This window comes from Trinickia acidisoli (assembly GCF_017315725.1).
Classification (GTDB): Bacteria; Pseudomonadota; Gammaproteobacteria; order Burkholderiales; family Burkholderiaceae; genus Trinickia; species Trinickia acidisoli.
In genome coordinates this window covers 3,194,066-3,207,638 of the sequence record NZ_JAFLRG010000001.1, presented here as the reverse complement: position 1 = coordinate 3,207,638, position 13,573 = coordinate 3,194,066, and the positions used below count along the sequence as shown (strand labels likewise).

Here is a 13,573-nt window from a genome sequence, read left to right as displayed (position 1 = left end):
CATGAAAACATCCCTGATTTCGCTTTCAGCGCGCGCTTGCGTCGCGGCGCTCGCGTTGACGTTCGCGCAATTGGCCAGTGCGCACGCCTACCCGAAGCAGCAGACGCCGGGAGCCGGCGCGACCGTCGGCACCGATACCAAGCAAGTGTCGATCGAGTTCGACGATACGTTGGAGCCCGCTTTCAGTTCGCTGAAGGTGACCGATACGGCCGGCAATGCCGTGACGAACGGCACGTCGAGCGTCGATGCGAACGACAAGAAGCACATGACGGTCGCGCTTGGTTCGCTCAAGCCCGGTGTCTATACGGTGTCGTGGGTGGCGGTGGCCGCCGACGGCCACCGCACGCAAGGCCACTACGCGTTCACCGTGAAGTGAATGCTCAGTTGGACGCCTAAGTTGGACGCCTGAATGAGCGTTGTGAACCGGAAGGCGCCCCGCTCGCGCGAGCCGGGCGCGCCTTTCCGTGGCTTGCCGCGCGATCAGCCCGTCAACGCCGAGTTGTACGTCTGACCGCCGATCGCGACGTTGCTCAGCGTGATCGCGTTCACGTTCCACGCATAGACAGGGCCCGGGTTCGTCGGGCTGGCCGTGCCGCTGCAGATCGGCGTGCCGAGGTTGCAGTTCGAGATCGTCACGCCCGTGATCGGCGAGACGGTCGGCGTCGGCGCGGGGCCGTTGTAGTCCGCGGCGACAGGGCCTTGTGCGACGATCGCTTGGAAGCACGAGCCGGTGCTGCCGCTGACGGTGACGTTGCTCGCGGTCACGTTGCTGATGTTGACGTTGCGCACGACCGGCGGGCTCAAGCGCACGGCATCGCCGCTGGGCGAGTAGTCGCAGTCGAACGTGATCAAGCCGCCCTCGGAAGCGGACGGGTTGGCCGCGCTTGTCGTTGCGACGCCGACCGGCACCGTCGTGTTGATCGGGCTTCCCGCGATCATGTTGCTCGCGCCGTAGCCCTTGCCCGTCAGCGCGATGCCGTTGGGCAGCGTGACGCCGTCGATGTACACGTTCTGTACGAAGCCGCCCCGGTTCATGTTCGTCTTGATCCGGATCGCGATCTGCAATGGATTGCTGGCCCAATTCTCGTTGAGCATGCTGAGGTTGCGCGCATAGATGTTTTCGACGCCGGCGCTCATTTCGCTGCCGAGCGTGAGCCCGCCGTGGCCGCTGTTCATCGTGCAGTTCTGGATCACGTGGTTTTGCGCGGGACCATACTCGATATCGAGCGCCTTGCCGGACTTGATCGCGATGCAGTCGTCGCCCGTATTGAACGTCAGGGTGTCGATGAGTACGTTGTTGCAGGCGTCGGGATCGAAGCCGTCGTTGTTGGGCCCGATGCTGTCGGCGAAGACGCCCTGGGCCACGACGTTGGTGCAGTCCGTCGGATGATGCTGCCAGAACGGGGTGTTCTGCGTGTGATAGTCCTGCAACAGCACGTTCGTGCAGCCGATGAATTCGACCATGCACGGGCGCAGGTAGTGGCCGTTGCCGAAAACGCGTGACGTCACGGCGACGCCCAATTCCGAGAGCGCGGGCAAATAGTTCTGATCCTGCGACCACGACGTCGCCGTCAACAACGGCAGGATCGTCGACGCATTGGATGCGGTGATCGTGGACAGGCCCGTCAACGCCGCATTGTTCGGATTCGAATACGCCTGCGACGGCGTCGACGAACTGGCGCAGCCGTAGGCCCCGTTCGTGCCTTTGAAGGTCCACCAGCACGAGCTCGGCGTCGTGCCGTTCGCCTGGATCGGCGTCATCGCCTGGCCGTTCAGGATTGAACTCGTGCCCTCGCCGGTCAGCGCGATGTTCGTCTGCTTGTAGGCGTAGACCGGCGAGCCGAAGTTCAGGCAGTCGTTGGCCTGCCAGCGCGTCCAATACAAATTGCCGTTGGCCGTCACGTACGGGCCGCTCGCCGCATAGTCGGCGGGGTTGGGGCTGAAGTAGATCGTGCAGGCTTCGCTCAGGTGGAAGTTGACGTTGCTGAGCAGCACGATCGGCCCGCCGCAATACCAGTTCCCCGCCGGCACGACCACCCGGCCGCCACCCGCCGCATTGGCCGCGACGATCGCGTTGTTGAACGCCGTGCAGGCATCGAACGCGGTGCCCGTCAAGCTCGAGGACACCATCAATTCCGCACCGGGACTTTGCGGCGATGTGGCCTGGTTCAACCACGGAATGGCAGGGCTCCACGCCGATGCGGCTACGACCTGAGACGTGATCGGTTGCGCGCCGAAGCTCGTGACGTTGAAGTCGATGGCCGGAAACATCGACTGCGTGATGTTTTTGAGCGAATTGACGATTTGGGTTCCGGCGCCGCTCGCGCCCCAGATCGGATCGGCCGCGGTGGACGTGGCCGTCGATGCGGGCGTGCCGCCGCTGCCACCGCCGCAGCCGGGCAAGCCCGCCAGCACGGTCGCGCCCGCTGTGGCGCCGGCCAACGCCATGAAGGCGCGGCGGCTGGGGGAGGGAACGTGTGAGGTACCGGCTGCGATCGGGTGCGCGCTACGTTTCTTGTCTGCCATCTCAATGTCTCCGTGAGTTGAGCTTGGGCCGCGAACGCCGTCGATGGCGCCGGGACTTGTCTGGCGATTAGCCAGGGCAGGCATTTTCGTTATGCAAATTGAAAGTTGTCAAACCTCGTAAACGATAGGTAAAGGGTGAAATGAGCGCTGAAAGGGGGCTGATTTCCCTGCTTGGCCTGTGTTTAAGCCATTTGAGTGAATCAGTTGCGACGCATGTGCCTGCTCGATCATCGGACTGAAGTCGTTATCCTGTGCGAATGTTGTTTGACAAGATGGGTAGCCCGATGTTAACGTCCGGGCTGCCAGTCATCAAAAATTCGTTTCGAGGCCCCATGAACGTGTCCCCACTTGTCGAGAGCGAATTCGCCTCGTCCGTGATGGCGGTGCCGCCCCTTGCGCGCCGTGCCGACTTGTCGATCGATGTCGACGAAAACCAGAAGCTGATCCGTCACATCGAAGCCGGCGGCGTACGCACGCTGCTGTACGGCGGCAATGCGAACTTCTATCACGTCGCGCCGAGCGAATATCGCGAGTTGCTTGACATGCTTGCCGACAGCGCGGCGCCGACCACCCGCGTGATCCCGTCGATCGGCCCTGACTACGGCAAGATGCTCGACCAGGCTCGCATCCTCGCGCAGACTTCCTACCGGACGGCGATGGTGCTGCCGTTCAATGGGTTCGCGACGCCGCAGGGCGTCGAGGCGGGATTGACGCGGATCGCGGATACCGCGGGCATTGCGCTGACGCTCTACGTGAAGAGCGAGCAGTACGTCGACGTCGATACGTTGGCTCGGCTCGTCGATCGCGGCACGCTCGCCGCGGTGAAGTACGCGATCGTGCGCGACGATCCCTCGAACGACCCGTATCTGCGCCGTTTGCTGGAAAGCGTGAATCCGGCGCGAGTGGTCTCCGGAATGGGCGAGGGCCCGGCCGTGACGCACTTGCGCGACTTCGGCCTTGCCGCATGGACGACGGGCTCCGGCTGTATCGCGCCGTATGCGGTGTGTGAGTTGATGCGCGCGATACGCGAATCGCGCGAGGCCGACACGAAACGGCTTTACGACGCATTCATGCCGCTCGAGACGCTGCGCGAGGACATCTCGTTGATCCGCGTGCTGCACGATGCGGTGACGTTCTCGGGCGTCGCGAACATGGGCACGATCTTGCCGCTGCTCAGCGAAACCCCGAAGGCGCACCATGCGCAAGTGCGCGAGGCGGCACAGGTGCTGCTTGCCTTCGAGCGCAGCCTGAGCGCTGGGCGTGGCGCTTAACGGGGCGCGGGTACCCACGGAGGCATGATGCGGATTGCAGGTGAGATGTTGTTGGGCGCGTCGTCCGTGCGCGGGACGCACGGGACGCTGCATGCGTTCGATCCCGCGCAGAACCAAGAGATCGAGCCGGCGTTCGGCGCGGGCGGTGCGGCCGATGTCGAGCGTGCGTGCGCCTTGGCCGCCGCCGCGTTCGATGCGTTCAGGTCCGCGCCGCACGAGATGCGCGCGCGCCTGCTCGAAACCATTGCCGAGAACATCGCCGCGCTCGGCGACACACTGGTCGATCGCGCGCACCTCGAATCGGCCTTGCCGAAGGCGCGCCTCGAAGGCGAGCGCGCGCGCACGATCGGCCAGCTCAAGCTGTTCGCTTCGCTCGTGCGGGACGGGCGCTGGTGCGGTGCGGTGCTCGACTCGGCCTTGCCGGCGCGCACGCCGGCGCCGCGTTCGGACCTGCGCGCGCAACGGATTGCGCTGGGTCCGGTGGCGGTGTTCGGTGCCAGCAACTTCCCGCTTGCGTTTTCGGTTGCCGGCGGCGATACGGCGTCCGCGCTCGCGGCCGGGTGTCCAGTCGTCGTGAAGGCGCATCCCGCGCATTTGGGCACGTCCGAACTCGTCGGTCGCGCGATCCAGAAGGCCGTTGCCGACCTCGGCTTGCCCGAAGGCGTTTTCTCCCTCCTGATCGGTGCGGGCAACGCAGTCGGCGAGGCGCTCGTCGCGCACCCGGCAATCAAGGCGGTCGGCTTCACGGGCTCACGGCGCGGCGGTCTGGCGTTGATGGCGATCGCGGCGGCACGCCACGAGCCGATTCCCGTTTATGCGGAAATGAGCAGCGTGAACCCCATGTTCGTGCTGCCCGCGGCGCTGGCCGCGCGCACCGAAGCGCTTGCGCGTGGTTTCGTCGATTCGTTGACGCTCGGCGTTGGTCAGTTCTGTACCAATCCGGGCCTCGTCATCGCGCTCGAAGGGCCGGCGCTCGCGCGCTTTGTCGATACCGCCGCCGGCGCGCTCGAAGGCAAGCGCGCCCAGACGATGCTCACCGCGGGGATCGCCGCGGCCTACGAGGACGGCATCGGCGAACGTGCGTGCGCACCCGGCGTGACCCGCGTGGCCGACGGCGCCGCAAGCGACGCGCACTGCGCGGCGCGTGGCGCGCTGTTCAAGACCTGCGCCACCCAATTCTTGGCCGATGCGCAACTTCAGGATGAGATCTTCGGGCCGACCTCGCTGATCGTCGGATGCCGCGACGCGGACGAACTACTGCGCGTGGCCGAGCACTTGGAAGGCCAGTTGACGGCGACGCTCCAAATCGACGAGGACGACTACGCGCTCGCGGCGCGCCTGCTGCCGACGCTCGAACGCAAGGCGGGCCGTATTCTTGCGAACGGCTTTCCGACCGGCGTCGAGGTAACGTATGCGATGGTGCATGGCGGCCCGTTCCCGGCGACGTCCGATGCGCGCACGACGTCGGTGGGCGCCATGGCCATCGAGCGCTTTCTGCGGCCGCTCTGCTACCAGGATCTGCCCGCGGCACTGTTGCCGGCCGCGCTGCGCGACGAGAACCCGCTCGGTCTTTGGCGCCTGCGCGACGGCGAGCTGGTGCGTCGCTGACGCGGCGGCCGCCCCTTTCATTGATTCAGCATTCCGGAGTCGCACGAAGTGAGCACGAACAGAAAGAAACCCGAGGACTTGCGCAGCCATCGCTGGTACGGCGTGAACGACTTGCGCTCGTTCGGCCATCGCTCGCGCAGCTCGCAGATGGGCTATAGCCGCGAGGAATACGCGGGTAAGCCGGTGATCGTGATCCTCAACACGTGGAGCGAGATCAACCCGTGCCATACGCATTTCAAAGTGCGCGTGGAAGAGGTGAAGCGCGGCATTTGGCAGGCGGGCGGCTTTCCGATCGAGTTGCCGGTGCAAACGCTCTCCGAGCCGTTCCAGAAGCCGACGACGATGCTGTACCGAAACTTCCTCGCGATGGAAGCCGAGGAAACGCTGCGTTCCTATCCCGCCGACGGCGTCGTGCTGATGGGCGGCTGCGACAAGACCACGCCTGCTCTGCTAATGGGCGCGATTTCGATGGACCTGCCCGCGATCTTCCTGCCCGCCGGCCCGATGCTCAACGGCAACTGGAACGGCCGCACGCTCGGCTCCGGCTCGGATACGTGGAAGTACTGGGCCGATTTGCGGGCCGGCAAGATCACGGAAGACGACTGGAAGGGCGTCGAGGGCGGCATCGCGCGCTCGCCCGGGCATTGCATGACGATGGGCACGGCTTCGACGATGACGAGCGCGGCCGAAGCGCTCGGCTTCACGCTGCCGGGTTTCGCGTCGATTCCGGCAGCCGATTCGCGCCATGCGCAAATGGCGGCGAAGACGGGCATGCGCATCGTCGAGATGGTGTGGGAAGACCTCAAGCCGTCGGACATCATCACCGAGAAGTCGGTCGATAACGCCGTGACGACGTGCCTTGCGCTGTCCGGCTCGACGAACGCGATCGTGCACATGATCGCGCTCGCACGCCGCGCGGGCATTCCGCTCACGCTCGGCCACTACGACGATCTGTCGCGGCGCACGCCCGTGCTCGCCAACATCCGGCCGACCGGCCAGTATCTGATGGAAGACTTCTACTACGCGGGCGGCCTACGGGCGATGCTCAAGGAGTTGGGCGATTCGATCGACGGCACGCAGCGCACGGTCAACGGCAAGACGCTCGGCGAAAACATCGCCGATGCCGAGATCTTCAACGATGCAGTCATCCGTCGGCGTGCCGTGCCGCTGATGCCCGACACGGGCCTTGCGGTGCTGCGCGGCAACCTCGCGCCTGACGGCGCCGTGATCAAGCCGGGCGCGGCCGATCCGAAGCTGCACGTGCATACGGGGCGCGCGGTCGTGTTCAAGGACTACGCCGACATGGCGGCACGCATCGACGACGACGCGCTCGACGTCGACGAAAACAGCGTGCTCGTGTTGCAACACGCGGGGCCGGTCGGCGCGCCCGGCATGCCCGAATGGGGCCAACTGCCGATCCCGAAGAAGCTGCTGCAAAAAGGCGTGCGCGACATGTTGCGCATTTCCGATGCGCGCATGAGCGGCACGAGCTACGGCGCCTGCGTGCTGCACGTGGCGCCCGAGTCGTTCATCGGCGGTCCGCTCGCGCTCGTCCAGAATGGCGACCTGATCGAGCTCGACGTGCCGCAGCGCAAGCTGAATCTGCTCGTGAGCGACGAAGAGCTCGCACGCCGCAGGGCCGCGTGGGTGGCTCCCGAGCCGCGCTTCACGCGCGGCTACGGCGCGATGCATCAGATCCACGTGATGCAGGCCGACAAGGGCTGCGACTTCGACTTCCTGCAGCGCGAAGGTTCGGGTTGTGCCGGCAGCGGAGGCAGTGGCGGCGAGCCGGAGATTCACTGAATCGAAGCGGTGGGGCGGTTCGACGCTGGAGTACGTCGAACCGCCGCACGGGTTTTTAGACGGTCCGGCGGGCTCGGCTTGAAAGGAGGCGGGCTCGCATACGTCCACGGAAAAGCGCACGGGCGAGTTTAATTAGGAGTCCTAATTAAAGAAGCGGATGAAAAAGTAAACGAATAGACGAACAGACGTGTCGATCGATCCACGGCAAGAGAGAGCAGTGATTGGGCGCCTCGCAGCGGCCATGCAGTTTCAAGCGGCATCGCATGTCGCGACAAATCCAACAAAGACCAGGAGATTTGATGAAGCACTATAAACAAGCCACGATGACGATCGCCGGTGCGGCGGCCATACTCGTGAGCGGCGGCGCATTTGCGCAAAGCAGCGTGACGCTCTATGGCATTGTCGATACCGGCATCGGTTACCTGAGCAACCAGGCCCCGTCGACGGGCGCGACCACAGGCGGCAAGTCGGTCGTGAAAATGCTGGAAGGCGTGTGGGGCGGCGAGCGCTTCGGCCTGATGGGCAGCGAAGATCTGGGTGGCGGCACGAAGGCGATCTTCAAGCTCGAAGAAGGGTTCAACATCGACACCGGCGCGCAAGGCAAGAGCGGTCTCGCATTCAACCGCGCTTCGTGGGTCGGACTCGACAACGCGACGTACGGCACGTTCACGGCGGGCCGTCAGTACACGCCGTACTACACGCTGCTCTCGCCGTACAGCCCGACCACCTGGCTGACCGGTGCCTTCGGCGCGCATCCGGGCGACGTCGATGCCCTCGATACCGACTACCGCGTGAACAACGCGCTCGTCTATACGTCGCCTTCGTTCAACGGCTTGAAGGTCAGCGGCATGTACGCGCTGGGCGGCGTGGCGGGCAGCTTCAACGCCGGCTCGACCTGGAGCGTGGCGGCGCAATACCTCGCGGGCCCTGCGGGCATCGCGGTCGGGTTCGCTCGCTTCAACAATGCGACGAACGGCGGCGGTGCTTGGAGCGCTACGTCGACGGCCTACTCGGGCACGGGCGAGCAGGGCGTGTCGAGCATCACGAACGGTTATCAGAACGCGGCGGCGCAACAGCGTTTTGCCGTGACGGGTGGCTATAAGTTCAACCAGCAATGGGATGTCTCGGCGACGTATTCGAACGTCCAGTACATTCCCGGCGTGAACTCGGGCTTCTCCTCGACCGCGATCTTCAACACCGAAGGCGTGGTGCTGCATTTCCGTCCCGCCAACGTGTGGGATCTCGCAGCCGGCTACAGCTACACGCGCGCGACGACGGCGAACGGCATCCAAAGTGCCGCGAGCTATCAGCAGTTCAACCTGACGCAGCTCTACAACTTGTCCAAGCGCACGCGCATCTACGTGTTGGAAGCGTATCAGCGCGCGAACGGCCAGACCTTGAGCACGAGCGATAAGGTTGTCGACGCGACGGCGAGTATCGGTGAGCAGTCGGCGGCTTCGTCGCGCAACCAATTCGCCGCGACGGTCGGTATCAATCACCAGTTCTGATCCGGCCCGGATACGAGGGCGGTGTGCGAAAGTGCGCCGTCCTCGGGTATCTACTAGGCCGCAAGCAGACGACATGTTAATACAATCACAAACATTGTCAGACAACCTTATGGGTTGCATCGAAGATGTCAGTCGCGAAGCGCCTCCGAGCCATCGGAACCACCGCCAGCGCAGGCAGTACACGATCCATATTCTCGAGGAGATCATAGAATGAAACGGAAATTCGCCCTGTCGACCGTCGCCGTGACGGTGGCCGCTTCCTGCTTCGCGTTGATGGCGGGGACGGCTCAGGCGCACGTGTTCCGGGCCGCTGACGTCCATAGCGACACGTTCCCGACCACGATGGCATTGAAGTTCATGGGCGACGAAATCTCGAAGGAGACCGGCGGGAAGGACTCGCTGAAGGTCTTCAGCAACAGCGCCCTGGGCTCGGAGAACGATACGATCGACCAGGTGCGCATCGGTGCGATCGACATGGTTCGTGCCAATGCGGCCGCGTTCAACGACATCGTGCCGGAATCGATGATCCCGTCGCTGCCGTTCCTGTTCCGCGACATCGATCATTTCCGCAAGGCCATGTACGGCCCGGCGGGCCAGAAGATTCTCGACGCGTTCGCGGCGAAGGGGATGATCGCGCTCACGTTCTACGAGAGCGGCGCGCGTTCGATCTACAGCAAGAAGGCGATTCATTCCCCGGCCGACATGAAGGGCTTGAAGGTGCGCGTGCAGCCGTCGGATCTCATGGTCGACGAAATCAAGGCGATGGGCGGCACGCCGACGCCGATGCCGTTCTCCGAGGTCTATACGGGCCTGAAGACGGGCCTCGTCGACGCCGCTGAAAACAACATCCCCTCGTACGTCGAAACGAAGCACTACGAAGTGGCGCCGATATTCTCGGAAACCGAGCACTCGATGACGCCGGAAGTCGTGGTGTTCTCGAAGAAGATCTGGGACACGCTGACGCCGCAAGAGCAACAGGCGATCCGCAAGGCCGCGGTCGACTCGGTGCCGTACTACCAAAAGCTTTGGGTCGCGAAGGAGAGCGAAGGCGTGCAGACGGTGAAGAAGGCCGGCGTGACGATCATTCCGGCGGCGCAAATCGATCGCGCGGCGTTCGTGAAGGCGATGCAGCCGGTTTGGACCAAGTACGAGAAGACGCCGGCGATGAAGCAGATCGTCGACGAAATCGAAGCGGTCAAGTAAGCCTCGGATGCGCGCGGATCAATTCCCGCGCGCATCCGCATTGTTTTGTACGAGAAACAGATCGATGAACTTCATCAAGCGTCCGAGCGGCGTCATCGCGCTGCTGATTACGGTGTTCGCATCGCTTTGCATGGCCGTGCTGTGCGTGCTCGTCATGTATAGCGTCGTGATGCGCTATGTCTTCGACAACGCCCCCGATTATGTCGAGCCGATCGGCCTGCTCATGGTGCTCGTCATCGCGTTCATGGGTGCCGCGCTGAAAGTGCGCGACGGCGGGCATATCGGCTTGGACTCGCTGGCCAAGGCATTGCCGCCCAGATGGCGGCTCGCGCTCGAAGTGCTGCAACAGCTTTGCCTCGTCGCGTTTTCTGTCGCAGTGTGCATCGGCACGAAGGAAATGGCGATGACCACGCTCGACGACCAGATTCCGATTTTGGGTTTGCCCGAAGCCGTTCGCTACGCGATCCCGTTCGTTGCCAGCGTCTGCACCATTCTCTTTTCAATCGAGCGCTTGCTGGCGCTCTTCGCGGCTAAGCGGACGTGATTCAAATGGAACTCTTGATTCTTGTCGTCAGTTTTCTCGTTCTTCTCGTGCTGGGGGTGCCGGTTTCATTCGCCCTCGGCCTGTCCTGCGTGGTGACTTACCTGCATGAAGGGCTGCCGCTCGCGACGGCGATGCAGTCGATGGTTTCAGGTATCAACGCATTCTCGTTTCTCGCAGTGCCGTTTTTCATTCTCTCGGGCGAGCTGATGCTGCACGGGGGCATCGCGGATCGCATTTTGCGCTTCGCGCAAGCCACGGTCGGGCATTTCCGCGGCGGCCTCGGGATGGCGAACGTCGTCGCCTGCACGATGTTCGGCGGCGTGTCGGGCTCGCCGACCGCGGATACCTCGGCCATGGGCGGCGTCGTCATTCCGCTCATGAAGCGCGAAGGATATAGCGCCGCCTACGCGGTCAACGTCACGACGCACGCCTCGCTTGCGGGCGCGCTGATGCCGACGTCGACCAACATGATCATCTATGCGCTCGCCGCCCAAGGTATCACCGGCGTCGTCGCCGGACATGCGGTCAGCGGCGTGTCGATCGGCGACCTGTTGTTCTCGGGGCTGCTCCCCGTGCTGTGGGTGATGGGCTTCGTGCTGCTGGCCGCCTACTGGCAGGCCGTGCGCTATCGCTTTCCGCGTCGTGCGGACGGTTCGTCCGACCTGCCGGTCTTTCCCGGTTGGATGGCGGTCGGCAAGTCGTTCGTCGGCGCCGTGCCCGGCTTGTTCGTGATCCTCATCATCCTCACCTGCGTCGCGAAAGGCATTGCAACGGCCACCGAGGCGGCCGCGATCGCCGTCGCGTACTCGCTCGTGCTGACCGTGGTCGTCTATCGGACGATGACGCTCAAGAAGCTCTGCGTCGCGCTCGCGCGCGCCACCCGAACGACCGGGGTCGTGCTGCTGCTCATCGGCGTGTCGAACATGCTGCGTTTCCAGATGGCCTATCTGGAGATTCCCGACGCGATCGAACATCTGCTCGAGCATGCGACGACGATGCCTTGGCTGATGCTGCTTTACATCAACGTGATTCAGGTGTTTCTCGGCACGTTCGTCGATATGGCCGCGCACATCCTCATCACGACGCCGCTGTTCCTGCCGATGGCGATGCATTACGGCGTGGGCCCGGTGCAGTTCGGGATCATGATCTTGCTGAACTGCTCGCTCGGCCTCGTTCACCCGCCGATCGGATCGGTGCAGTTCATCGGCTGCGCGATCGGCGAAGTGTCGATCGGCGAGACGACGAAAATCGCGTGGCCGTATTACATGGCCATCTTCAGCGCGATCAACATCGTGACGTATTTCCCGTACTTTTCGACCTGGTTGCCGAGTCTCATCAACGCGCATCCGGTGTTTTGAAGGCGGGCTGAACCCACGCGCCAATGCTTCGCATAGGGCCCGCTCGAGCGGGCCCTTTTTGCAGAAGCGCGCAGCAGCAAGCACGACGAAGTAACAAGAATGAATCAGGAGACCCCCATGCTCGACAACATCAAGATCCGTGCAGGGCTGACGGCAACCCTTTGCGTGTTCGCCGCGTTTTTGATGACCGTGATCGGGGTGGGCTACGACACGCTCAGGCACGCGATGGACGGCTTTCAGGACGCGCAGCTCAGTTCGTCCGCGCTCGCGTCGCTGAACGCCAGTTCCGAGAAGCTGCTGCAAGCGCGGCTCACGCTGTCGAGTTACGAGATCCTGTTCCATGTGGGCAAGCCGACGGACGGTTTGCTCGACGAGGCGAAGGGCCTGCTCGCCGAGTCGAATCGAGATTTCGATGCCTATGCGCGCCGCCCATATTCGAGCGAGAACGAGCGCGCGCTCGCGGCGAGCGTCGGCCAGGCGCGCGCAGCGCTCGTGAATCAGGCGATCGAGCCTGAGTACAAGGCGCTCGTCAACGGCGACTTCATGTCGTTTCGCACGATTCAGGGCGATGTCGCCGATCGCAGCTACCGTGTCTATGCGAAGGCGATCGACGCGCTCGAAACGCTGCAGTCGGATGCGCAGCACCGTAGCGCCGAGGCTTTGACACAACGCTTCCGGACTTCGGTGCTGTTGTTTGCGGGGATCGGGGCCGCCGCGCTCTTGATTTGTTTCGTGGCGCGCGCGCTGCTCACGCGCGCATTGATCGAGCCGATCGATCGCGCTATTGCGCACTTCGGGCGGATCGCGGGCGGGGATCTGACGGGCTCGATCGCGCAGAATTCCAGCAACGAAATGGGCCAACTCCTCGGCGCGCTGAGGCAGATGCGCGACGCGCTCGCGGCCACCGTATCGGCGGTGCGCGGCGGCGCGGGCGAAATTGCCGACGGCGTGAAGGAAATCGCGGCGGGCAATCGCGATCTGTCGGTACGCACGGCACAGCAAGCGGCGTCGCTGCAGCAGACGGCGGCGACGATGGGCACGCTCTCGTCGACGGTGAAGCACAACGCCGATTACGCGAAGGAGGCGAACGAGCTCGCACGCGGCGCGCTGGAAACCGTCACGCGCGGCGGGGATGTCGTCAAGCGTGTGATCGATACCATGAACGGCATCACCGCATCGTCGCGCAAGGTGACCGAGATCACCGGCATGATCGAGGGCATCGCGTTCCAAACCAACATTCTTTCGCTGAACGCCGCGGTTGAAGCCGCGCGCGCGGGCGAGCAAGGGCGCGGGTTCGCCGTCGTTGCCTCGGAAGTGCGTAGTCTCGCGCAGCGCGCGGCGACGGCCGCCAAAGAGATCAAGGAACTGCTCGGTCAGTCGTCGACGCAGATCGAAGAGGGCGCCGCGCTCGTCGCCATGGCGGGCGGGACGATGAGCGAAGCGATGGGCGCTGTCGAACGCGTGACGCACATCGTGATCGAGATTGAAGCGGCCGCGAGCGAGCAGCATGCGGGGATCGAAGAGGTCAACGGTGCGATCGGCCGGATCGACGACGTGACGCAGAACAACGTCGCGCTCGTCGAGCAGGCTGCGGCCGCGGCGAAGTCGCTCGAGGAACAGGCGGCGATGCTGCTCGATGCCGTCGCCGTGTTCCACGTCGAGTAGGGGAGGGTGCGATGACGCGCCGCGATGCGCGGATCGGAGCGACGCCGAGCCGCTCGGACGCGGCGTTGCTCGTCAGACCGGCGGATT

10 protein-coding genes are annotated in these 13,573 nt (G+C 64.0%); 9 read left to right on the top strand and 1 reads right to left on the bottom strand.

Translation table 11 applies throughout. From position 1 onward, the window contains the following. The first annotated feature begins 1 nt into the window (after position 1). Positions 2-376 (top strand): copper resistance CopC family protein, encoded by a 375-nt coding sequence (locus J3485_RS14650; protein WP_206953662.1) that lies wholly within the window; start codon positions 2-4, stop codon positions 374-376. 104 nt (positions 377-480) lie between these two features. Here J3485_RS14650 and J3485_RS14645 read toward each other — a convergent pair whose 3' ends face one another. Then, positions 481-2,526, bottom strand: coding sequence for a glycoside hydrolase family 28 protein (locus tag J3485_RS14645; RefSeq protein ID WP_242538574.1), 2,046 nt, complete (start codon positions 2,524-2,526; stop codon positions 481-483). A gap of 332 nt (positions 2,527-2,858) precedes the next feature. Between J3485_RS14645 and J3485_RS14640 the strand changes: the two genes are divergently transcribed. From J3485_RS14640 to J3485_RS14605, 8 genes are all read left to right on the top strand, one after another. Further along, positions 2,859-3,797 carry a dihydrodipicolinate synthase family protein gene (locus tag J3485_RS14640; protein ID WP_206953660.1) on the top strand — a complete coding sequence of 313 codons (939 nt, stop codon included), beginning with the start codon at positions 2,859-2,861 and terminating at the stop codon, positions 3,795-3,797. 27 nt (positions 3,798-3,824) lie between these two features. Continuing rightward, the gene (locus J3485_RS14635) at positions 3,825-5,405 is read left to right on the top strand and encodes an aldehyde dehydrogenase (NADP(+)) (protein WP_206953658.1); all 1,581 of its coding nucleotides are present in this window, start codon (positions 3,825-3,827) and stop codon (positions 5,403-5,405) included. 48 nt (positions 5,406-5,453) lie between these two features. After that, complete coding sequence (gene araD / locus J3485_RS14630; RefSeq protein ID WP_206953655.1) at positions 5,454-7,208, top strand: L-arabinonate dehydratase; 1,755 nt, start codon at positions 5,454-5,456, stop codon at positions 7,206-7,208. A gap of 299 nt (positions 7,209-7,507) precedes the next feature. Continuing rightward, positions 7,508-8,716 (top strand): porin, encoded by a 1,209-nt coding sequence (locus tag J3485_RS14625; protein ID WP_242538573.1) that lies wholly within the window; start codon positions 7,508-7,510, stop codon positions 8,714-8,716. Positions 8,717-8,926: 210 nt separating this feature from the next. Next, a complete protein-coding gene (locus J3485_RS14620) occupies positions 8,927-9,919 on the top strand; it encodes a TRAP transporter substrate-binding protein (RefSeq protein WP_206953654.1) in 993 nt (330 codons plus the stop codon). Between the two features lie 64 nt (positions 9,920-9,983). Next, on the top strand, positions 9,984-10,463 hold the full coding sequence (locus J3485_RS14615) for a TRAP transporter small permease (RefSeq protein ID WP_206953652.1): 480 nt from the start codon (positions 9,984-9,986) through the stop codon (positions 10,461-10,463). Positions 10,464-10,468: 5 nt separating this feature from the next. Continuing rightward, the gene (locus J3485_RS14610) at positions 10,469-11,821 is read left to right on the top strand and encodes a TRAP transporter large permease (RefSeq protein ID WP_206953650.1); all 1,353 of its coding nucleotides are present in this window, start codon (positions 10,469-10,471) and stop codon (positions 11,819-11,821) included. A 117-nt stretch (positions 11,822-11,938) separates the two neighbouring features. Further along, positions 11,939-13,486 (top strand): methyl-accepting chemotaxis protein, encoded by a 1,548-nt coding sequence (locus tag J3485_RS14605; RefSeq protein ID WP_206955820.1) that lies wholly within the window; start codon positions 11,939-11,941, stop codon positions 13,484-13,486. Positions 13,487-13,573 lie beyond the last annotated feature (87 nt).

Coding starts and splice junctions, on each gene's coding strand:
- J3485_RS14650 (WP_206953662.1), top strand. CDS start 2: ATGAAAACATCCCTGATTTCGCTTTCAGCGCGCGCTTGCGTCGCGGCG.
- J3485_RS14645 (WP_242538574.1), bottom strand. CDS start 2,526: ATGGCAGACAAGAAACGTAGCGCGCACCCGATCGCAGCCGGTACCTCA.
- J3485_RS14640 (WP_206953660.1), top strand. CDS start 2,859: ATGAACGTGTCCCCACTTGTCGAGAGCGAATTCGCCTCGTCCGTGATG.
- J3485_RS14635 (WP_206953658.1), top strand. CDS start 3,825: ATGCGGATTGCAGGTGAGATGTTGTTGGGCGCGTCGTCCGTGCGCGGG.
- J3485_RS14625 (WP_242538573.1), top strand. CDS start 7,508: ATGAAGCACTATAAACAAGCCACGATGACGATCGCCGGTGCGGCGGCC.
- J3485_RS14620 (WP_206953654.1), top strand. CDS start 8,927: ATGAAACGGAAATTCGCCCTGTCGACCGTCGCCGTGACGGTGGCCGCT.
- J3485_RS14615 (WP_206953652.1), top strand. CDS start 9,984: ATGAACTTCATCAAGCGTCCGAGCGGCGTCATCGCGCTGCTGATTACG.
- J3485_RS14610 (WP_206953650.1), top strand. CDS start 10,469: ATGGAACTCTTGATTCTTGTCGTCAGTTTTCTCGTTCTTCTCGTGCTG.
- J3485_RS14605 (WP_206955820.1), top strand. CDS start 11,939: ATGCTCGACAACATCAAGATCCGTGCAGGGCTGACGGCAACCCTTTGC.